At 73.2% G+C, this 20,842-nt stretch carries 16 protein-coding genes; 14 read left to right on the plus strand and 2 right to left on the minus strand.

Going from position 1 to position 20,842, the window contains the following annotated elements; genetic code table 11:
* The first annotated feature begins 25 nt into the window (after window positions 1–25).
* From UW392_RS52220 to UW392_RS52280, 13 genes are all read left to right on the plus strand, one after another.
* Window positions 26–1,033, plus strand: a complete 1,008-nt coding sequence (locus UW392_RS52220) for a methionine synthase (protein WP_320782484.1) — start codon at window positions 26–28, stop codon at window positions 1,031–1,033.
* A 15-nt stretch (window positions 1,034–1,048) separates the two neighbouring features.
* Window positions 1,049–3,244: an NAD-dependent DNA ligase LigA gene (ligA, locus tag UW392_RS52225; RefSeq protein WP_320782485.1), complete on the plus strand. Its 2,196-nt coding sequence runs from the start codon at window positions 1,049–1,051 to the stop codon at window positions 3,242–3,244.
* Between the two features lie 259 nt (window positions 3,245–3,503).
* Entirely contained in the window at window positions 3,504–5,771 is a 2,268-nt protein-coding gene (locus tag UW392_RS52230; protein ID WP_320782486.1) for a bifunctional diguanylate cyclase/phosphodiesterase, read from the plus strand.
* A 207-nt stretch (window positions 5,772–5,978) separates the two neighbouring features.
* Window positions 5,979–6,275: an Asp-tRNA(Asn)/Glu-tRNA(Gln) amidotransferase subunit GatC gene (gatC, locus tag UW392_RS52235; RefSeq protein WP_006130840.1), complete on the plus strand. Its 297-nt coding sequence runs from the start codon at window positions 5,979–5,981 to the stop codon at window positions 6,273–6,275.
* A 5-nt stretch (window positions 6,276–6,280) separates the two neighbouring features.
* Window positions 6,281–7,774: an Asp-tRNA(Asn)/Glu-tRNA(Gln) amidotransferase subunit GatA gene (gene gatA / locus UW392_RS52240; RefSeq protein WP_320782487.1), complete on the plus strand. Its 1,494-nt coding sequence runs from the start codon at window positions 6,281–6,283 to the stop codon at window positions 7,772–7,774.
* Window positions 7,771–8,010: a hypothetical protein gene (locus UW392_RS52245; RefSeq protein WP_320782488.1), complete on the plus strand. Its 240-nt coding sequence runs from the start codon at window positions 7,771–7,773 to the stop codon at window positions 8,008–8,010. Before gatA ends, UW392_RS52245 begins: the two co-directional genes overlap by 4 nt.
* A gap of 15 nt (window positions 8,011–8,025) precedes the next feature.
* Window positions 8,026–9,540 carry an Asp-tRNA(Asn)/Glu-tRNA(Gln) amidotransferase subunit GatB gene (gatB, locus tag UW392_RS52250; RefSeq protein WP_320782489.1) on the plus strand — a complete coding sequence of 505 codons (1,515 nt, stop codon included), beginning with the start codon at window positions 8,026–8,028 and terminating at the stop codon, window positions 9,538–9,540.
* A 214-nt stretch (window positions 9,541–9,754) separates the two neighbouring features.
* Window positions 9,755–11,983, plus strand: a complete 2,229-nt coding sequence (locus tag UW392_RS52255) for an MMPL family transporter (RefSeq protein ID WP_320782490.1) — start codon at window positions 9,755–9,757, stop codon at window positions 11,981–11,983.
* A complete protein-coding gene (locus tag UW392_RS52260) occupies window positions 11,961–12,536 on the plus strand; it encodes a GNAT family protein (protein WP_320782491.1) in 576 nt (191 codons plus the stop codon). The genes UW392_RS52255 and UW392_RS52260 overlap by 23 nt, the downstream gene beginning before the upstream one ends.
* Before the next feature lie 35 nt (window positions 12,537–12,571).
* The gene (locus tag UW392_RS52265) at window positions 12,572–13,201 is read left to right on the plus strand and encodes a hypothetical protein (protein ID WP_320782492.1); all 630 of its coding nucleotides are present in this window, start codon (window positions 12,572–12,574) and stop codon (window positions 13,199–13,201) included.
* A gap of 198 nt (window positions 13,202–13,399) precedes the next feature.
* Window positions 13,400–13,564: a hypothetical protein gene (locus UW392_RS52270; RefSeq protein ID WP_320782493.1), complete on the plus strand. Its 165-nt coding sequence runs from the start codon at window positions 13,400–13,402 to the stop codon at window positions 13,562–13,564.
* Window positions 13,565–13,620: 56 nt separating this feature from the next.
* Window positions 13,621–16,692, plus strand: a complete 3,072-nt coding sequence (locus tag UW392_RS52275; protein WP_320782494.1) for a helix-turn-helix transcriptional regulator — start codon at window positions 13,621–13,623, stop codon at window positions 16,690–16,692.
* Between the two features lie 217 nt (window positions 16,693–16,909).
* The gene (locus UW392_RS52280; protein ID WP_320782495.1) at window positions 16,910–17,107 is read left to right on the plus strand and encodes a DUF6191 domain-containing protein; all 198 of its coding nucleotides are present in this window, start codon (window positions 16,910–16,912) and stop codon (window positions 17,105–17,107) included.
* Between the two features lie 13 nt (window positions 17,108–17,120).
* Here the strand turns inward: UW392_RS52280 and UW392_RS52285 are convergent, their stop codons facing one another.
* Entirely contained in the window at window positions 17,121–18,296 is a 1,176-nt protein-coding gene (locus UW392_RS52285) for a PQQ-dependent sugar dehydrogenase (RefSeq protein WP_320782496.1), read from the minus strand.
* A gap of 113 nt (window positions 18,297–18,409) precedes the next feature.
* Entirely contained in the window at window positions 18,410–19,408 is a 999-nt protein-coding gene (locus tag UW392_RS52290; RefSeq protein WP_320782497.1) for an aldo/keto reductase, read from the minus strand.
* A gap of 75 nt (window positions 19,409–19,483) precedes the next feature.
* Between UW392_RS52290 and UW392_RS52295 the strand changes: the two genes are divergently transcribed.
* A complete protein-coding gene (locus UW392_RS52295) occupies window positions 19,484–20,446 on the plus strand; it encodes a 2-hydroxyacid dehydrogenase (RefSeq protein WP_320782498.1) in 963 nt (320 codons plus the stop codon).
* The last annotated feature ends 396 nt before the right edge of the window (window positions 20,447–20,842 follow it).

Here is a 20,842-nt window from a genome sequence, read left to right on the forward strand (position 1 = left end):
GCGGAACCTTCCGTAGGCTGCACGGGTGAGCGAAAACAGCCAGCCCAGGTTCGGCGCCGCCACCGGCGTCGGGTCCATGCCGGGACAGGACGCCCGTGAGGCCGTCAAGACCGTCACCGGCACCTTCGAGGACTTCCCGTACCTGCCCGAACTGCCCGCCCGCGGACCCGGCGCGGACATGATCGGGCGGAGCGCCGGACTGCTCGTCGAGCTGTACGCGCGCGTGGAGCCCAGTGGATGGCGACTCGGCGACCGGCCCGGCCGGGACACCCGGCGGGCCCGCTCCTGGCTCCGCGAGGACCTCGACGCCCTGGAGGAGTTCACCCAGGGTCACGAGGGTCCCCTCAAGGTCCAGGCCGTCGGGCCCTGGACGCTGGCCGCCGCCCTGGAGCTGCGTAACGGCGAAGCGGTACTTTCCGACGCCGGGGCCTGCCGTGACCTCGCCGCTTCCCTCACCGAGGGCCTGCGCCTGCACCTCGCCGAGGTCGCCCGCCGGGTCCCCGGCGCGACGATCGTGCTCCAGCTCGACGAACCCTCGCTCACCGCCGTCCTGCGTGGACAGATCCGCACGGCCAGCGGCTACCGCACCCACCGCGCACCCGACCGGCAGGTCGTGGAAGCGGCGCTGCGCGACGTCGCCGGGGTGCACACGGACGGCCCCGTGGTGGCCCACACCTGCGCGCCCGACGTCCCCTTCGCCCTGCTGCGCCGGGCCGGCATGGCGGGGATCTCCTTCGACTTCTCCCTCCTCACCGAGCGTGACGACGAGGCGCTCGGGGAAGCGGTGGAGGGCGGCACCCGGCTGTTCGCCGGTGTCGTGCCCGGCACGGACGGCCCGTTGTCAGACCCTGCCGGTAGCGTTTCGGGTGTCAGGACGCTGTGGCGCAGGCTGGGGCTGCATCCGGGGCTTCTCGCGGACGCGGTCACGGTCACTCCGGCGTGCGGACTCGCGGGTGCGTCCCCCGAGTACGCCCGGCGGGCCCTCGCCCACTGCGTCCGGGCGGCGAGATCCCTCGCGGACAACCCTGAGTAACGGGAGGACCATACGGTGGCCGGCGACAAGCAGGCGGAGACGACGAGCGTGCCCGCCGAGGCACGGGAGAAGCACGCGCAGCTCGCTGAGCAGATCGAGGAGCACCGCTTCCGGTACTACGTGAAGGACGCGCCCGTCGTCAGCGACGCGGACTTCGACCGGCTGCTGCGCTCCCTGGAGGCCCTGGAGGAGGAGTACCCGCCGCTGCGGACGCCGGAGTCCCCGACCCAGAAGGTCGCCGGTTCCTACGAGACGGAGTTCACCGCCGTAGAGCACCGCTCCCGCATGCTCTCCCTCGACAACACCTTCAACGAGGAGGAGCTGACCGCCTGGGCCGACCGCCTCCACAAGGAGCTGGGCGAGCAGAAGTTCCACTTCCTGTGCGAGCTGAAGGTCGACGGCCTCGCCGTCAACCTCACCTACGAGCACGGCCGTCTGGTCCGCGCCGCCACCCGCGGCGACGGCCGCACCGGCGAGGACATCACCCCCAACGTCCGCACCATCGCCGAGATCCCCGACCGGCTGAAGGGCGACAAGGTCCCCGACCTCGTCGAGATCCGCGGCGAGGTCTACTTCCCGATGGAGAAGTTCGAGGACCTCAACCGCCGTCTGGTCGAGGCCGGCGACAAGCCCTTCGCCAACCCGCGCAACGCGGCGGCGGGCTCCCTGCGCCAGAAGGACCCCCGGGTCACCGCCACCCGCCCGCTGCACATGGTCGTCCACGGCATCGGCGTCCTGGAGGGCTACACCGGCCTGGACCGGCTCTCCGAGGGCTACGACCTGCTCAAGACCTGGGGCCTGCCCACCTCCCCGCACAACCGGGCCGTCGAGACCCTCGCCGAGGTCCACGAGTTCATCGCGTACTACGGCGAGAACCGGCACTCCGTGGAGCACGAGATCGACGGCGTCGTCGTCAAGCTCGACGAGATCCGCCTCCAGGGCCGCCTCGGCTCCACCGCCCGCGCCCCCCGCTGGGCCATCGCGTACAAGTACGCGCCGGAGGAGGTCAACACCAAGCTCGTCGACATCAAGGTCGGCGTCGGCCGCACCGGCCGCGTCACCCCGTACGCGCAGGTCGAGCCCGTCACCGTGGCCGGCAGCGAGGTCGAGTTCGCCACCCTGCACAACCAGGAGGTCGTCAAGGCCAAGGGCGTCCTCATCGGCGACACCGTGGTGCTGCGCAAGGCCGGCGACGTCATCCCGGAGATCCTCGGCCCCGTCGCCGACCTGCGGGACGGCAGCGAGCGGGAGTTCGTGATGCCCGCCGAGTGCCCCGAGTGCGGGACCCCGCTGCGCGCGATGAAGGAGGGCGACATCGATCTGCGGTGCCCCAACGCGCGCACCTGCCCAGCCCAGTTGCGCGGCCGTCTCTCCTACCTCGCGGGCCGGGAGTGCCTGGACATCGAGCACTTCGGTGACGTCGCCGCCGCCGCGCTGACCCAGCCGCTGGAGCCCGCCGACCCGCCGCTGGCCGACGAGGGTGACCTGTTCGACCTCACCGTCGAGAAGCTGCTGCCCATCCGCGCCTACGTCCTCGACCCGGACAGCGGACTGCCCAAGCGCGACCCGAAGACCGGCGAGGAGAAGATCGTCACCGTCTTCGCCAACCAGAAGGGCGAGCCGAAGAAGAACACCCTCGCCCTGCTGAAGAACATCGAGGAGGCCAAGACCCGCCCCCTCGCCCGCTTCCTCAACGGCCTCTCCATCCGGCACGTCGGACCGGTCGCCGCACAGGAACTCGCCCGTCAGTTCCGTTCCCTGGAGCGGATCGAGCAGGCCACCGAGGAGGAGCTGGCGGGCACCGACGGCGTCGGACCTACCATCGCCGCCGCGCTCCAGGACTGGTTCGCCGAGGACTGGCACCGCGAGATCGTCCGCAAGTGGAAGGCGGCCGGCGTCCCCCTGGAGGACGAGTCGACCGGCGAGGACGAGGGGCCGCGCCCGCTGGAGGGGCTCACCGTCGTCGTCACCGGCACCCTGGAGCGCTACACCCGCGACGACGCCAAGGAGGCACTGCAGAGCCGCGGCGCCAAGGTCACGGGATCGGTCTCCAAGAAGACCTCGTTCGTCGTCGTCGGTGACAACCCCGGCTCCAAGTACGACAAGGCGATGCAGGCCAAGGTCCCCGTCCTCGACGAGGACGGCTTCGACGTTCTGCTCGAACAAGGACCCGAAGCAGCCGCCGAAGTCGCGCTTTCGGCTGAGGAATAGCGGTTGAAGGCCACCCGATCGGCGCATATCAGATGCATAAGGGTGGCCAGGGCGCATTCGGGCAACCGTCGGCGACCGGTGCCCGTGGAAGCCTTCTGCGGCCTACTGTTGAGATGTGCGCCTGCCGTGCCCAGCTGCGGCCGGGGCATCCCCGTGCTCAGAAGGAGCAGGGAATCGGACTTTCCACCGCGGTGCCGCCGACGCCCGTCGGGCGTCGGTCCGCGTCGCGTGAGCACCGCCGGCTGTGAGAGGGACGGGAATGGAACCCACCGAGAGCGCCGCCCCGGGCTCACGGCTGCGGCTGCGTCTGCGCCGACTGGCGGACGCGGCGCGCACGGGCCGGTGGAGCGGGTGGCCTCCGGAGGGCGCCGCCGCCCGCGTCACTCTTGCAGGGCACGGCACGGGCCGGCCGCCCGCACGCCCGGCCGGCCTGTCCACCGCCGGTGCCCCGTCCGCATCTGCCGCCGACGCCGACGCCGAGCGCCACCTGTCCTGGCCCGCGTTGCCCGCGGCGGTCGTCGCGGCGGCCGGGTTCGTCCTGGGTGCCGGCTTCTACCGGGCGTTCACCGACGGCCACGCCCTCTTCCCGGCCGGCGCGGTCGGCTGGGCACTGGCCGTACTGACCGGCATCGTCGTCGGCCACCTCGTCCTCCTCGGCCGCGCCCGCTGGTGGGGCGGCACCGGCTCCGGCGCCGCCCTCACCCTCGCCGTCCTGCTGCTCTACGGCTGGGTCCCGGCCGGCATGGTCAGCCTCACCGTCGTCGTCCTGGTCGGCGTCGCCCGCCGCGGCCGCTGGCGCCAGGGCGTGCTGCACGGCGCCGTCGACATCCTCGGCATCGCCGCCGGTGCCGCCCTGCTCGGCGCCTGCGGCTCCGCGCCGTCCGTCGAGAACCCCTGGCACCCGGACACCTGGACGGTCTCCGCCGCGCCCAAGGTGACGCTCGTCGCCGTCGCCTACCTCGCCGTCACCCGCACCCTGCTCTGGTACTTGCAGTCACCGCGCGCCGGACTGCCCACCATCGCCCGCACCGCCCTCGTCCGGCAGGGCCTCGTCGCGGTCGCGCTGCTCGGCATCGCGCCCCTCATCTGCGTGGTCGCCCTGGCCCAGCCGGTGCTGCTGCCGCTGTTCGCCATCCCGCTGATCGCCCTCGACTCCACCCTGTGGATCGCCCGCGCCCGCGCCGAGGAGCAGCTGCGCGACCCGCTGACCGGACTGCCCAACCGGCAGTGGCTCCAGGAGCGCATCTGGACCGCGCTCGACGACGCCGAGCGGATCGGCGCCCGCACCGCCCTGATGCTGATCGACCTCGACCGTTTCCGCTCGGTCAACGACACCCTCGGCCACCTGGCCGGTGACCGGCTGCTGTTGCAGATAGCCGACCGGCTGCGGCTCGCGCTGCCCCGGGGAGCGGAGGCCGCGCGGCTCGGCGGCGACGAGTTCGCCGTCCTGCTGCCCGTCGCCGACTCCACCACGTCCGCGACCCGCGTCGCCCGCGGCCTGGTCGGCGCGCTCAGCTCCCCGCTCGACCTGGACGGACTCACCCTCGTCCTGGAGGCCAGCGCGGGTGTCGCCGTCTTCCCGGACCACGCCGACGACGCCGAAGGGCTGCTGCGCCGCGCCGATGTGGCGATGTACCAGGCCAAGCGGGACCGTACGGGCGTCGAGGTCTACGAGTCCAAGCGGGACTCCAACACCCCCGACCGCCTCGGACTCCTCGGCGACCTGCGCCGCGCCCTCGACGCGCACGAGGTGGAGCTGCACTACCAGCCCAAGGTCCGTTTCGACGGACAGGTCGCGGGCCTGGAGGCACTGGTGCGCTGGGTGCACCCGGAGCGGGGCAAGGTCCCGCCGGACGAGTTCATAGCGATCGCCGAGTCCTCCGGGCTGATGCCGTACCTCACGGAGTACGTACTGGACACGGCGCTCGCCCAGGTCGCCGAGTGGCGCGCGCAGGAGCTGTTCGTGCCGGTCGCGGTCAACGTCTCGCCGCGCGACGTGCACACCCCGGGGTTCGCCGGGTCCGTCGCCGCCCGGCTGGCCCGGCACGGCGTGCCGGCCGGCGCGCTCCAGCTGGAGATCACCGAGCACGTCCTGCTGGAGGACCCGCAGCGTGCCGCCGACACGCTGGCGGGGCTGACCGGCCACGGCGTGAAGATGTCCCTGGACGACTTCGGCACGGGCTACTCCTCCCTGGTCCACCTGCGGCGGCTCCCCGTCAGCGAGCTGAAGATCGACCGCTCGTTCGTGGCGCGGCTGGCCGTGGACACCGAGGACGCGGAGATCGTGCGGTGCACGGTCGATCTCGCGCACTCGCTCGGGCTGCTGGTCGTCGCGGAGGGCGTCGAGGACGACGAGACATGGGAGAGGTTGCGCGACCTCGGGTGTGACGCGGTGCAGGGGTGGCTGGTGGCCGCGGCGATGCCGCCGGAGGAGACCACGGCGTGGTTGCTGGCGCGGGGGGACCGGGGGTGGCAGCGGCCCGCGGCCGCTCTTCCGGCGGCCGCGGCGGAGGAGACGGGGCGGTAAGGGGGCGGTTCGGTCCGTCGCCGGGCGCGGGTGCGCCGTGGCTTGTCGCGCCCACGCGGCGGAGCCGCACATCGATACAGCCCCGCGCCCCTTGCGGGGCGCTCAGCAGGGCCCCTGCCCGTGAGTCCGGGGAAACCCATTCACCGGCACTCGGCTCCGCCCCATAGGATTGGGCGAAACACACACTCTCACCCAGAGGAACGCTGCATGCCTGGCATCACGCGCGAGGAGGTCGCCCACCTCGCCCGGCTGGCGCGTCTGGAGCTGAAGCCCGAAGAGCTCGACCACTTCGCGGGACAGCTGGACGACATCATCGGCGCGGTCGCCCGCGTCAGCGAGGTCGCCGACCAAGACGTACCGCCGACCTCGCACCCGCTCCCGCTGACCAACGTCATGCGGGCCGACGAGGTCCGTCCCTCGCTCACGCCCGAGCAGGCGCTCTCCGGCGCCCCGGCCCAGGAGCAGCAGCGTTTCAAGGTGCCGCAGATCCTGGGGGAGGAGTAACCGCCATGAGCGACATCATCAGGCTCACCGCGGCCGAGATCGCCGCGAAGATCGCCGCCGGCGAGCTGACGGCCGTCGAGGTCACCGAGGCCCACCTGGCCCGGATCGAGGCCGTCGACGAGAAGGTCCACGCCTTCCTGCACGTCGACCGCGAGGGCGCCCTCGCGCAGGCCCGCGCCGTCGACGACAAGCGCGCCCGGGGCGAGAAGCTCGGCCCGCTGGCCGGCGTCCCCCTCGCGCTGAAGGACATCTTCACCACCGAGGGCGTGCCCACGACCGTCGGCTCGAAGATCCTCGAAGGCTGGATCCCGCCGTACGACGCGACCGTCACCAAGCGGCTGAAGGCCGCCGACGTCGTCATCCTCGGCAAGACCAACATGGACGAGTTCGCCATGGGGTCCTCCACCGAGAACAGCGCCTACGGGCCGACCGGCAACCCCTGGGACCTCACCAAGATCCCCGGCGGCTCCGGCGGCGGTTCCTCCGCCGCGCTCGCCGCCTTCCAGGCGCCGCTCGCCATCGGCACCGACACCGGCGGTTCCATCCGCCAGCCCGCGGCCGTCACCGGCACGGTCGGCGTCAAGCCGACGTACGGCGGTGTCTCCCGCTACGGCATGGTGGCCTTCTCGTCCTCCCTGGACCAGGGCGGGCCCTGCGCCCGTACGGTGCTGGACGCGGCGCTGCTGCACGAGGTGATCGCCGGGCACGACCCGATGGACTCCACCTCCATCGATGCCCCGGTCCCGCCGGTCGTCGAGGCCGCCCGCAACGGCTCCGTCGAGGGCATGCGCGTCGGCGTCGTGAAGCAGTTCCGCGGCGAGGGCTACCAGGCCGGTGTCATCCAGCGCTTCGACGAGTCGGTCGAGCTGCTGAAGAAGCTGGGCGCCGAGATCGTCGAGCTGGACTGCCCGTCCTTCGACCTCGCGCTGTCGGCGTACTACCTGATCGCGCCGTCCGAGTGCTCCTCCAACCTCGCCCGCTTCGACGGCCTGCGCTACGGCGCCCGCGTCGGCGACGACGGCACGCACTCCGCCGAGGAGGTCACCTCCCTGACCCGCGAGGCCGGCTTCGGCCCCGAGGTCAAGCGCCGCATCATGCTGGGCACGTACGCCCTGTCCAGCGGGTACTACGACGCGTACTACGGCTCCGCGCAGAAGGTCCGTACGCTCATCACCCGCGACTTCGAGAAGGCGTTCGAGCAGGTCGACGTGATCGTCTCCCCGACGACCCCGACCACCGCCTTCGCGATCGGCGAGCGCGCCGACGACCCGATGGCGATGTACCTCGCCGACCTGTGCACCATCCCCACCAACCTCGCGGGCAACGCGGCCATGTCGCTGCCCTGCGGCCTCGCGCCGGAGGACAACCTGCCGGTGGGTCTGCAGATCATCGCCCCCGCCCTGAAGGACGACCGGCTGTACAAGGTCGGCGCCGCCGTCGAGGCCGCCTTCGTGGAAAAGTGGGGCCACCCGCTGATCGAGGAGGCACCGTCGCTGTGAGCAAGCTGTCGAAGGCCAAGGGCTTCAAGAAGTCGAAGAACGGCCTGTACCTGTCCATGGCCACCACCGCGTTCGGCGCGCTCAGCGTCGCCAAGCAGGCCAAGCTCGCCCGCGCCGAGAGCGACACGCTCCGGCTGGTCGACGCCGCCGTGTCCGCCGCCGCCATCGCCACCGGCCTCGCCATCCTCTACCGCGAGCTGAAGCGGCTGGGCGACGACGACGTCCTGCTGGGCTGAGAGGGAAGTAGCACCGTGACCACCACGACCGACCTGGTGTCGTACGAGGACGCGCTCGCGTCGTACGACCCCGTCATGGGCCTTGAGGTCCATGTCGAACTCGGCACCAAGACCAAGATGTTCTGCGGCTGTTCGACCGCGCTCGGCGCCGACCCGAACACCCAGACCTGCCCGGTCTGCCTCGGCATGCCCGGCGCGCTCCCGGCGGTCAACGCCACCGGAGTCGAGTCCGCGATCCGGATCGGCCTCGCGCTGAACTGCTCGATCGCCGAATGGTGCCGCTTCGCCCGGAAGAACTACTTCTATCCGGACATGCCGAAGAACTTCCAGACCTCCCAGTACGACGAGCCGATCGCCTTCGACGGCTACCTCGACGTGCAGCTGGAGGACGGCGAGACCTTCCGGGTGCAGATCGAGCGCGCCCACATGGAGGAGGACACCGGCAAGTCGCTGCACGTCGGCGGCGCCACCGGCCGTATCCACGGCGCGTCCCACTCCCTGCTCGACTACAACCGGGCCGGCATCCCGCTCATCGAGATCGTCACCAAGCCGATCGAGGGCGCGGGCGAGCGCGCGCCGGAGGTCGCGCGGGCGTACGTCCGTGAGCTGCGCGAGGTCATCAAGGCGCTCGGCGTCTCCGAGGCCCGCATGGAGATGGGCCAGATGCGCTGCGACGTCAACCTGTCGCTGCGCCCGCACGGCCGGGAGAAGTTCGGCACGCGCAGCGAGACGAAGAACGTCAACTCGCTGCGCAGCGTCGAGCGCGCCGCCCGGTTCGAGATCCAGCGCCACGCGGCCGTGCTGTCGTCCGGCGGCACGATCATCCAGGAGACCCGCCACTTCCACGAGGACACCGGGTCCACGACCTCGGGCCGCGTGAAGGAGGAGGCCGAGGACTACCGGTACTTCCCGGAGCCCGACCTGGTCCCGGTGGCCCCCTCGCGCGAGTGGGTCGAGGAGATCCGGGCCTCCCTGCCCGAGCTGCCGCTGGTGCGCCGCAACCGCCTCCGCGAGGAGTGGGGGATCTCCGGCAACGACATGCAGTCGATCCTCAACGCCGGCGCGCTGGACCCGATCGTCGCCACGATCGACGCCGGCGCCGACGCGGCCTCCGCCCGTAAGTGGTGGATGGGCGAGCTGGCCCGCTCCGCCAACGAGTCCCAGAAGTCGCTGGACGAGCTGGCCATCACGCCGCAGCAGGTCGCCCGGGTCACCGAGCTGGTCACCAAGGGCGATCTCAACGACAAGCTGGCCCGCCAGGTCATCGAGGGCGTCCTCGCCGGTGAGGGCACGCCGGACGAGGTCGTCGACAAGCGCGGCCTGAAGGTCGTCTCGGACGAGGGCGCGCTCTCCGCCGCCGTGGACGAGGCCATCGCCGGCAACGCCGGGATCGTCGCCAAGATCCAGTCCGGCAAGGTCGCCGCGGCCGGCGCCCTGGTCGGCGCCGTCATGAAGGCGACCCGCGGCCAGGCCGACGCCGCCCGCGTCAAGGAGCTGATCCTCCAGAAGCTGGGTGTCGAAGAGGGCTGACCCCGCTCGCCGTAGTGAGCCCCCGGGGGCGCGTCGGACACGACGCGCCCCCATTGTTGTGACTAAACCCACGAACACGGCAAAGGATCATTCCTGCCTGCAAGAGTGACAACGCATTGCTCATGCGTTCTTTGCGGGCTTCTCAGTTCTTCTCGGTTCATGGACGACTGTTCCCGGTCAAAGATCCACAACCAGACATTCCGGGAGCACGTCCGTGGCAGCACTCGCCCGCTGGTGTGTCCGACGCCGTCTCGTCACCGTCCTGCTCTGGCTGCTCACCCTCGCCGGGGTCGCCACCGCCGCCGCCCTGACCGGCACTTCGTACTCCGACGACTACGACGTGCCCGGCACCGAGTCCGGCCGCGCCGCCGCACTCCTCGCCGAGGGCTTCCCCGGACTCGGCGGCGACAGCGACACCGTGGTCTGGCGCACGGACTCCGGCACCGTCCGTGCCGCCGCCGTCGAACAGACGATGAGCGCCACCCTCCGCGACCTCTCCGCACTGCCCGGCGTGGCCGGCGTCACCGGCCCCTACGACGACGCGGACGCGGGCCGGATCAGCGAGGACGGACGCACGGCGTACGCCACGGTCGTCTTCGCGGCACCGGCCGGAGAGGTCGAGGAGGGCGACGCGCGGGCCGTCGTGGACACCGCCCGCGCCGCCGCGACCGACGGACTGCGGGTGGAGGTGGGCGGCAGCGCCGTCGCCACCACCGACACGCCCGACAACCACCTCGCCGAGGCCGTCGGCGTGGCCGTCGCCGCCGTCGTCCTCTTCCTCGCCTTCGGCTCCCTCGCCGCCTCCCTGCTGCCCATCGCCACCGCGCTGGTCGGCGTCGGCACCGCCTACGCCGGCGTCGCCCTGCTCGGACACGCCATGGCCGTCGCCGACTTCGCCCCCATGCTCGGCCTGCTCATCGGGCTCGGCGTCGGCATCGACTACGCGCTGTTCATCGTCACCCGGCACCGGCGCGGCCTGAAACGCGGGCTGACCGTCACCGAGGCCGCCGTCGACGCCGTGGCGACCACCGGCCGCGCGGTCGTCTTCGCCGGCGCCACCGTCTGCATCGCCCTGCTCGGCATGCTCACCCTCCGCCTCGGCTTCCTCAACGGGGTCGCCGTGTCCGCCTCGCTGACCGTGGTGCTCACCGTCGTCGCCTCCGTGACGCTGCTGCCGGCCCTGCTCTCCCTCATCGGACCCCGCGCCCTCAGCCGGCGCGAGCGCCGCCGGCTGGCCGAGCACGGCCCCGGACCCGAACTGCCGACCGGCCTCGCCGCCCGCTGGTCCGCCCTGGTCGAACGCCGCCCCCGGCTCCTCGGCGCCCTCGCCCTCCTCGTCGTCACCGTCCTCGCGCTGCCCGCGCTCGACCTCCGCCTGGGCACCTCCGACCAGGGCAACGACCCCCGGGGCTCCACCACCCGCGCCGCCTACGACCTGCTGGCCGAGGGTTTCGGACCCGGCCTCAACGGCCCCCTCACCCTCGTCACCGAGGTCGGCGGCGCCGAGGACCGGCTCGCCCTGGACAGCCTCGACACCACCCTGCGGGCCACCGACGGCATCGCCTCGGTGACCCCGGTGACCTTCGGCTCCGGCGGCGACACCGCGTACCTCACCGTCGTACCCGACTCCGCGCCGCAGTCGACGCGCACCAGCGACCTCGTCGACCGGCTGCGCTCCGAGGTGCTGCCGCGCGCCGAGCGCGGCACCTCCCTGGAGCTGTATGTCGGCGGGGTGACGGCGGGCTACGACGACTTCGCCGGCGTCGTCGTCGGCAAGCTGCCCCTCTTCGTCGGCGCCGTCGTCGGCCTCGGCTGCCTGCTGCTCCTGCTGGCGTTCCGGTCCGTCGGCATCCCGCTGAAGGCCGCCGCGATGAACATCGCCGCCGTGGCCGGGTCCTTCGGCGTCGTCGTGGCCGTCTTCCAGTGGGGCTGGGGCAGCGACCTGCTCGGCCTCGGCAGCGCGGGCCCCATTGAGCCCTTCCTGCCCGTGATCATGGTCTCGGTGCTCTTCGGACTCTCCATGGACTACCAGGTCTTCCTGGTCAGCCGGATGTACGAGGAGTGGCTGGAGACCGGCGACAACCGGCGGGCGGTCCGCGTGGGACTCGCCGAGACCAGCCGGGTGATCAACTCCGCGGCGGTCATCATGATCGCCGTGTTCCTCTCCTTCGTCCTCGCCGGGGACCGGGTCATCGCCATGTTCGGCATCGCGCTCGCCGCGGCCGTCGCCCTGGACGCCTTCGTCCTGCGCACCCTGCTCGTCCCCGCCCTGATGCACCTGCTGGGCAGCGCCAACTGGTGGCTGCCCCAGTGGCTGGAGACCCGCCTGCCCCGGATCAGCATCGAACCGCCCGAGTGCCGCGACGCCCATGAGAGGCTGACGGACGTCGGCAGCGTGCTGCGGAAGGGGCGGGAGAGGAATGTACGCGATACCACTGGGTGACGACGGAGCCGAACTGAGACCGCTGGAACCCTGGCACGCGGAGGAGTTCCTGGCCCACCTCGACCGGGGCCGGGAGTTCATCACCCGGCACATCCCCTTCGGGACGCAGGCCACCGACAGCCGCTCCGCGCGGGCACTGCTCACCGCGTACGCCGAGAAGCGCGCCGCCGACAGCGGCTTCCTGCACGGGCTGTGGCTGGACGGCAAGCTCGTCGGCGGACTCCTCTTCCGCGTCTTCGACGCCGCCACCGGCGTCTGCGAGATCGGCTGCTGGCTGGAACCGGCCGCCACCGGCAGGGGACTCGTCACCCGCGGCGCCCGCGCCCTGATCGACTGGGCCTTCGACGAGCGCGGCATGCACCGCGTCGAATGGCACGCCTCCTCGGCCAACGTCCCCAGCGTCAACGCCGCCCGCCGGCTCGGCATGACCCGCGAGGGCATCCTGCGGGAGAGCAACCCGTACCGTGGAGTGCGCCAGGACATGGAGGTCTGGGCCGTGCTCGCGCCGGAATGGCGCGCCGCACGCGCGCGTACCTCTCACAACGATCGTTAAGGGACCTCTCAGAGAGCGTCCGTACGGTGCGAGACATGGGAACGAAGACAGTGGACGAGACCGGCGCCGCGACGAAGGCGGACGAGGACAAGGCCGACGTGACCGAGGTCACCGGGGCGAAGGAAGCGCCTCGGGCGACGGACGGCGAGGCGGTCGAGGCCACCGGGAGCACCGAGGCCACCGAGGCCACCGGGAGCGCCGACGAGCCCACCGAGAACGCCGAGGCCACCGAGGGTGCCGAGCCGGCGGCGGAGGCCGAGCCGGAGGGCCCCTCCGGGGTGGGCCAGGGCGCCGGTGCCGTGGTCTCCGCGGCGCTCGGCCTCGTGTCGCTGACCGGCAGCTGGCTGGGCAACATCGCCCAGGCCAAGAAGTCGCTGGAAGCGCAGATGTCGACCAGCTCCTCCTCGGACGTCGGCGTTCTCCTGGAGAAGGGCTACGCCGAGCCCTGGCAGGCCACCGCGATGTGGGGCGGCTTCTTCGCCCTGGCCGCGCTGATCGTCGGTGTCGTCGTGCTGGCCCGGCCCGCGTTCGGCGCCCCCGGCCGGCCGCAGGCCCCGTGGATCAAGTCGGTGGCCTGGGCGGGCGTCGCGCTGGGCGTGATCGGCCTGCTCCTGGCCGTCCTGAAGTACACCGGCGTGCTGCTGGACGTACCCGCGGCGGGCTGACGGCCGAGTCACCCTGAGGGGCCTTAGGACGAAATCCGCGCACCGCGCGGTCGCCTAAGGCCCCTTCCGCGTCCCATGAGGCCCCGCGCGGGGGCCGGACATGCGGCACTCACCCGATGTGAGCGACCCCCCTGGGAGACGAGAGTCGAACCATCGCGAACAGCGATACCGATGCGACCTCCGACCCAGGGATGTGCCATGCACGCGGACTACCTCCACCACCGCTCCGCCGAACTGATCCGCCGCGCCGAGCACCACCGACTGGTGCGCGAGGCACTGCGGGCCCGCCGCGCCGCCCGCCGCGCGGAGGCCGGGCGCGACGCCGGCAGAACCCGCGGCGACCGTTTCGTGCGCGCCGCGTGACCGCCGCCCCGGCAGCGGCTCAGGAAACCGCTGCCGCGCTGTCACACCGACGTGCCATGCTCGGCGGTGTGAGAATCAGCTCCGTCAGCCCCGTCTTCGTCGGCCGCGCCGACGAACTGGCCGTGCTCAACGACGCGCTCGTCCGGGCCGGGCGCGGCGGCGAGCCGCAGGCCCTGCTGCTCGGCGGCGAGGCCGGGGTGGGCAAGACCCGGCTCGTCGAGGAGTTCGCCACCGCCGCCTGTGCCCAGGGCGCCGTCGTCGCCCTCGGCGGCTGCGTGGAGATCGGCGCCGACGGACTGCCGTTCGCGCCGTTCTCCACCGCCCTGCGCGCCCTGCGCCGCGTCCTGCCCGAGGAGCTGTCCGCCGCCGCGGCCGGGCAGGAGGAGGAGCTGGCCAGGCTGCTGCCCGAGCTGGCCGAGACGGGCACCACGAGCCGCGGCGGCCGCCCCGACGAGGGCGACACGGCCCGCCTGTTCGAGCTGGCCGCCCGCCTCCTGGAGCGCGTCGCGGCCCGCCGCACCGTCCTCCTCGTCCTGGAGGACCTGCACTGGGCCGACGCCTCCACCCGTCACCTCCTCGCCTACCTGCTGCGTACGCTGCGCGCCGGTCGGCTCGTCGTCCTCGCCACCTACCGCAGCGACGACATCCACCGCCGGCACCCCCTGCGCCCGCTCCTCGCCGAGCTGGACCGGCTGCGCACCGTCCACCGCATCGACCTCGGCCGCTTCACCCGCGAGGAAGTGGCCCGCCAGATCGCCGGCATCCTCGACGACGAACCCGACGCGCGCCGCGTCGACGACATCTACGCCCGCTCCGACGGCAACGCCTTCTTCGTCGAGGAACTGGCGGCCGCCGCCCACGAGGGCTGCTGCGACGGCCTCACCGACTCCCTGCGCGACCTGCTCCTGGTCCGGGTCGAGGCGCTGCCCGAGAGCGCCCAGCGGGTCGCCCGGATCGTCGCCGAGGCCGGCTCGACCGTCGAACACCGGCTGCTCGCCGCCGTCGCGGGACTCCCGGAGGACGACCTCATCGAGGCGCTGCGGGCCGCCGTGGGCGCCAACATCCTGCTGCCCGCCCCCGACGGCGACGGCTACCGCTTCCGGCACTCCCTGGTCCGCGAGGCCGTCGGCGACGACCTGCTGCCCGGCGAGCGCTCCCGGCTCAACCGCCGCTACGCCGAGGCCCTGGAGGCCGACCCGACGCTGGTCCCCGCCGACGGCCGCGTCACGCGGCTGGCCAGCTACTGGTACCACGCCCACCACCCGGCCAAGGCGCTGCCCGCCGTGCTGGACGCCTCCGTGGAGGCCGGACACCGGCACGCCTACGCGGAGCAGCTCCGGCTCCTGGAGCGGGCCATGGAGCTGTGGGACCAGGCCCCCGACGACGTACGGGCGGCGCTGCGCCCCATCGACGACGCCGGCACCCGCCGCGCCTACGGCTGCGACCCCGACGCGGAGTCGCTGTGCTACCTCGACGTGATGGCCGAGGCCGCCGTGGCCGGCCGGCTCAGCGGCGAACGGGAACGCGCGCTGAAGATCACCAAGCGGGCGCTGGCCCTGCTGGAGGAGGAGCCCGACCCGCTGCGCGCCGCCTGGTTCTGGACCCAGCGCTCCATGCTGATCCAGGCCCAGGGACGCGGCGACGGCTGGCGGGAGCTGGGCATCGCCCAGGACCTGGTCCGCGGCCTGCCGCCGTCCGAGGTGCACGCCGAGGTGTTCTCCATGGCCGCCAACTGGGCCCAGCTGCGCAGCCCCGGACCGGACGCCGTCACCGCCGCCGAGCGGGCCGTGGAGTACGCCCGGATGGTCGGCGCCGCCGACATCGAGCTGAACGCCCGCCTCACCCTCGGCGGGCTGATGGTCGACGCCGGCCGCACCGACCCCGGTCTCGCCGAGATGCGTGAGGTACTGGAGCAGGCGACCGCCGGAGGACGCTCCACCGTGGCGGCCCGCGCCCACGTCAACCTCCCCTCCCACCTGGAGGGCATCGGCCGCTCCCGGGAGGCGGTCGCCCTCCTGCGCCGAGGGGTCGAACTCACCCGCACCGCCGGGCTGCTGGACTCCGAGGCGTGGGTGTGGGGCAACCTCGCCGAGTCGCTGATCTCCGTGGGGTGCTGGGACGAGGCGGCGGAGGCCGCCACCCGGGCCCGTACGGTCACCCTGGCCGCCAAACCGCGCGGCGGCGCCCTGCTGCACGGCGCCCTCGTCGCCCTCGCCCGCGGCGACACGGCCGGGGCCGCCCGGCTGCTCGCCGAGGGCCGCGCGGCGTACGGCACGCACGACCCCATGCCCCAGGTCACCATCCCGTTCGCCACCCTGGCCGTCGGTCTGGCCGCCGCCGAGGGCCGGCCCGCCGAGGCCCGTGACGCGCTGGCCCGCGCCCTGGACGCGGGTTTCCCGCCCGGCACCCAGCGCTACGCCTGGCCACTGCTGGTCGCCGGCGCCGAGGCCGAGAGCGACCTGCGCGGCCCGGCCGCCGCCGGCGCGGACCGCGCGGAGCTGCTCGCCCGGCTGCGCGGCACCGCCCGGACGCTCACCACGGGCGCCCCCGTCTGGCTCGCCCACGAGCGGTGGGTCCGCGCCGCACTGCACCGCGCGGAAGGCCGCGACACCCCGCAGGCGTGGGGCGAGGCGGTCACCGCCTTCGAAGCCGTGGAGCGCCCCTACGAACTCGCCCGGGTCCGCCACCGGCTCGCCGAGGCCCTGCTCACCGCCGGCGGCGAGGACGAACGCCACCGCGCCACGGAGCTGCTCCGCCTCGCCCGCGCCGCCGCCGACCACCTCGGCGCGCGCCCGCTCACCGGCGCCGTGGAACTGCTCGCGCAGCGCGCCCGCCTCCCCCTCGGCCGCGCCGACGGCCCGGCCGCCGCCCCCGCGGACCCGGCCGACCGGCTCGGCCTGACCAGCCGCGAGCGGGACGTGCTGCGCCTGGTCGCCGACGGCCGTACCAACCGGCAGATAGCCGAGGAGCTGTTCATCTCACCGAAGACCGCCAGCGTCCACGTGTCGAACATCCTGGCCAAGCTGGATGTCTCCGGCCGGGGCGAGGCGGCGGCGGTGGCGCACCGGCTGGGGCTGTTCCCGCCCCGCCCGCTCGCCCCTCCCGCCGCGACCGGGACGCCGGGCTGAGTCCTCCGTCCCGCGCACCGGGGCCGGTCTTCTCCCGGTCACCGGGCTGAGTGCCTGGTCCCGGGCGCCGGGTCGAGTCTCCTGTCCCGGTTGCCGGGTTGAGTCTGCGGTCCCGGGCGCCGGGTCGAGTCTCCCGTTCCGCCGGCCGGGCTGAGTCTCCGTCCCGGTACGCCGGGCCGAGTCGTACGCTGGGACGGACACCGGCCGAGGAGGTCATGTGTTCAACGCTTTCGAGGAACTGTTCGCGCCCGGCCGCAAACACACCCGCGACGAACAGAACCGCCTGGAGCTGACCCGGGAGGACGTCGGGGACGGCGACCCCGCACGCGGGCCGATAGACCTCACGTCCGGGAAGGTCGTCGTCCGCGGGCCGCGTCCCGAGGAGAGCGAGGAGCCGGACGCGGACGGCCGGTGAGAAACGCCGTCGGCTACTCCACCTCCAGCTCCAGAATCCGGTCGTCGCCCTTCTCGGGGTCGCCCCGGCCGTCGGTGTTGCTGGTCACCAGCCACAGCCTGCCGCCGCCCGCCGCGACCACCGTGCGCAGCCGCCCGTACTCGCCCTCCAGGAAGGACTGCGGCTCCGCGGCCTCCCCGGTGCCCTTCAGCGGGATGCGCCACAGCCGCTCGCCGCGCAGTCCCGCCATCCAGACGGAGCCCTCGGCGTAGGCGATGCCGCTCGGCGAGGCGTCGTCGGTGCTCCACTGGTCGACCGGGTCGTGGAACGCGTCGTCGTCCGACCTGCCCTCGGCGTCGGGCCAGCCGTAGTTGTCGCCCGGCGTGATCGCGTTCAGCTCGTCCCAGGTGTCCTGGCCGAACTCCGAGGCGAACAGCCGCTGTTTGGAGTCCCAGGCCAGGCCCTGCACGTTGCGGTGGCCGTAGGAGTACACGGGAGAGTCGGGGAAGGGGTTGCCGGGTGCCGGCTCGCCCTCCGGGGTCAGGCGCAGGATCTTCCCGCCGAGCGCCTCCTTGTCCTGGGACAGACCGGTGTTCCCGCTCTCGCCCGTGCCGACGTACAGCATCCCGTCGGGGCCGAACGCGATCCGGCCGCCGTTGTGGATGAAGCCCTTGGGGATGCCCTTGAAGACCGTGTCCGGGGCGCCCAGTTGCTCACCGGCGGGCTTCCCGGCGTCGTACAGCATGCGCACGATCCGGTTGTCCGAGGCGGAGGTGAAGTACGCGTAGACCATGTGGTCGGAGGCGTAGTCGGGGGAGAGGGCGATGCCGAGCAGGCCGCCCTCGCCCTCGGGGGCCACCCCGGGCACCTCGCCCACCTCGGTCTTCCTGCCGCTGTCGCCGTCGACCCGGGTGAGGACGCGCTCGTCGCGGGAGGAGACGAGCAGGTCGCCCTCGGGCAGCGGCGCCAGACCCCACGGGCTGTCCAGGCCGGTGGCGACCGTCCGGGTCACCTTCACCGAGCCCTTCGCGGGCGGCGTGGTCTCGGCGGTGCGCTGCGCGGACGGCGTCCCCGACGGCGACCCCGTCGGCGTACGGCTCGGGGAGGCGCTCGCGTCCCGGCCGGCCGTCCCGTCCCCGTCGGAGGAGCAGCCCGCCGTCAGCAGGAGCGCTGCGGAGGCCAGCACGGCCGAGACGGCTCGACGTTGCACGATCTTGGTCCCTTCGACGCGACGGTTCCCTCATGTCGAACACCGCTCGTGCCCCACAGGTTCCCGGTCGGACGCTCCCCCAACCGGGCCCCCGTGTCCGGCGGCCCTCCGGGTCACTCCCAGGAGCCGAGAGCCGGCGGCAGCGCGCCCACCTCCGCGAGCTCCTCCGGCGTCAGCCGCAGCGCCGCAGCGCCGGCGTTGTCCGCCACCCACCGCTCCTGCTTGGTGCCCGGTATCGGCACCACGTGCCGGCCCTGCGCCAGCACCCAGGCCAGCGCGACCCGCGCGGGCGTCACCCCGTCCCCGTGCCGGGCCGCCACCCGGCGCAGGCCCGCCACGATCGGCTGGTTGGCGGCCATCATCTCGGCGGTGAAACGGGGGTGCCGGGCCCGCAGGTCCTCCCGTTCGAACCCCTCACCGGGCGTCAGCGTGCCGGTCAGGAAACCGTTGCCCAGCGGCATCGCGGCCAGGAACCCGACACCGCGCGCCGCGCACCACGGCAGCAGCGCCTCCAGCGCGTCCGGGGACCACACCGACAGCTCGGCCTCGACCGCGCTCACCGGGAACACCTGCTGTATCCGCTCCAGTTGGCGGATCGTTCCGTCGTGCAGCCGCGCCCCCGCCCGCCGCGACGAACGGGCCCCGACCGCGCACAGCCCCAGCGCCCGGACCTTGCCGGCCCGCACCAGGTCCGCCATCGCGCCCCAGGTCTCCTCCACCGGGATCTCGGGGTCGGCGCGGTGCAGCTGGTAGAGGTCGATGACGTCGGTCCCGAGCCGGCGCAGCGAGGCGTCGCAGGCCCGTCGCACGTAGCCCGGACGGCCGTTGGCCACGATGTGCTGATCGCCGACGAGCAGACCGACCTTCGTCGACACGAAGGCGTCGGCCCGCCGCTCCCGCAACACCCGCCCCACCAGCAGCTCGTTGGTGAACGGGCCGTACATGTCGGCGGTGTCCAGCAGGGACGACCCCAGGTCCAGCGCCCGGTGGACCGCCCTGAGCGACTCGGCGCCGCGCTGCCGGGACGTGCTGTACGCCCAGCTCATCGGCATGCACCCGAGTCCTACGGCCCCCACCGCGAGTGCCGCCGCGCCGATCGTCCTGCGCTCCACGTGGTCGTGACCCTCCCTCTTCCGGTCACCCAACCTAACCTCTGCCGTCACGGCCCCTGACATAGCCTCCTGACCATGACCGCTGACGTATGGCTGCCCATCCCGCCCGACGAGATCGAAGGTCTTCCCGAGGGCCCCCGCTACCTGTTCTGGGACGGCGGTGAGAACGGCGAGCAGGAGTACCCCGCGGACCCCGCGCACTGCGCCTTCTACGCCGTCCCCTACCTGAAGCCGCACGCCGCGCGGGTCGCGCCGCTCAAGCACCTGAGCGGGGTCCGGGTCGTCCAGACGCTGACCGCCGGCATCGACGACGTCCTCTCCCGGCTCTCCGACATCCGGCCCGGTGTCCAGCTGTGCAACGCGCGCGGTGTGCACGAGGCCAGCACCGCCGAACTCGCCCTCACCCTGACCCTCGCCTCGCTGCGCGGCATCCCCGACTTCGTCCGGGCCCAGGACCGGGGGGAGTGGAAGAGCGGCTTCCGGCCCGCGCTGGCCGACCGGAACGTGCTCATCGTGGGGTACGGATCGATCGGCGCCGCGATAGAGGACCGGCTCGTTCCCTTCGAGGTCGCGCGGGTGGCGCGCGTCGCGCGCTCGGCGCGCACGACGGAGCGCGGGCCGGTGCATCCACTCGCCGATCTGCCCGCCCTGCTCCCGGAGGCCGACGTCGTCATCCTCGCGACACCGCTCACCGACGCCACCCGGGGCCTGGCCGGCGCCGACTTCCTGGCCCGCATGAAGGACGGCGCCCTGCTCGTCAACGTCGCGCGCGGACCCGTGGTCGACACCAAGGCGCTGCTCACGGAGGTGGAGAGCGGCCGGCTCCGCGCCGCCCTCGACGTCACCGACCCCGAGCCGCTGCCGCCCGGTCACCCGCTGTGGCAGGCGCCCGGCGTGCTGATCAGCCCGCACGTCGGCGGCCCCACCTCGGCCTTCCTGCCGCGCGCCAAGCGCCTGCTGGCCGACCAGCTGACCCGTTTCGTGAACCAGGAACCCCTGCGCAACGTGATGCTCACGACGGGTGTGTCCGGCGCGTGACACCGGGTCACGGGCGCCTCCGGCGCGCGTGAAAGCCGTAAACGGCGCACTTGTCGTGACAACCGCGCAATCCGTTTCGGGCACCCTCCGCGTTCCTCCAAGCGCGGTGGGTACCCGCATAACCGCTGGTCGTCACGGAGCGTAGAGAAGCTATGTCCCTGAGTGACGAGACTGGTGTATCGTCCCGACAGGGGCAGCGCCGCGCACCGTTCGGCGCCGGGGACGGACATGGAGATCGCGAGGGGGGCGACGGGCGATGCACGGCCTTTGGACCAACGATCCGACGCGGCGGAGCCGCCGCCGACGGCCCTGGTGCACGGCGGCGCGCAGGCGTGGCCGGCACGGCCACGGCGGCCGGCACAGCCATCACCCGCGCAGGCACGGAGGCCGCCGCGC

The organism is Streptomyces sp. CRN 30, assembly GCF_034105845.1.

What these genes read in the sequence shown, in the direction of transcription:
- UW392_RS52295 (WP_320782498.1), top strand. Translation starts at nt 19,484, where the DNA reads ATGACCGCTGACGTATGGCTGCCCATCCCGCCCGACGAGATCGAAGGT.
- UW392_RS52275 (WP_320782494.1), top strand. Translation starts at nt 13,621, where the DNA reads ATGCTCGGCGGTGTGAGAATCAGCTCCGTCAGCCCCGTCTTCGTCGGC.
- gatA (WP_320782487.1), top strand. Translation starts at nt 6,281, where the DNA reads ATGAGCGACATCATCAGGCTCACCGCGGCCGAGATCGCCGCGAAGATC.
- UW392_RS52270 (WP_320782493.1), top strand. Translation starts at nt 13,400, where the DNA reads ATGCACGCGGACTACCTCCACCACCGCTCCGCCGAACTGATCCGCCGC.
- UW392_RS52265 (WP_320782492.1), top strand. Translation starts at nt 12,572, where the DNA reads ATGGGAACGAAGACAGTGGACGAGACCGGCGCCGCGACGAAGGCGGAC.
- UW392_RS52260 (WP_320782491.1), top strand. Translation starts at nt 11,961, where the DNA reads ATGTACGCGATACCACTGGGTGACGACGGAGCCGAACTGAGACCGCTG.
- UW392_RS52230 (WP_320782486.1), top strand. Translation starts at nt 3,504, where the DNA reads ATGGAACCCACCGAGAGCGCCGCCCCGGGCTCACGGCTGCGGCTGCGT.
- gatC (WP_006130840.1), top strand. Translation starts at nt 5,979, where the DNA reads ATGCCTGGCATCACGCGCGAGGAGGTCGCCCACCTCGCCCGGCTGGCG.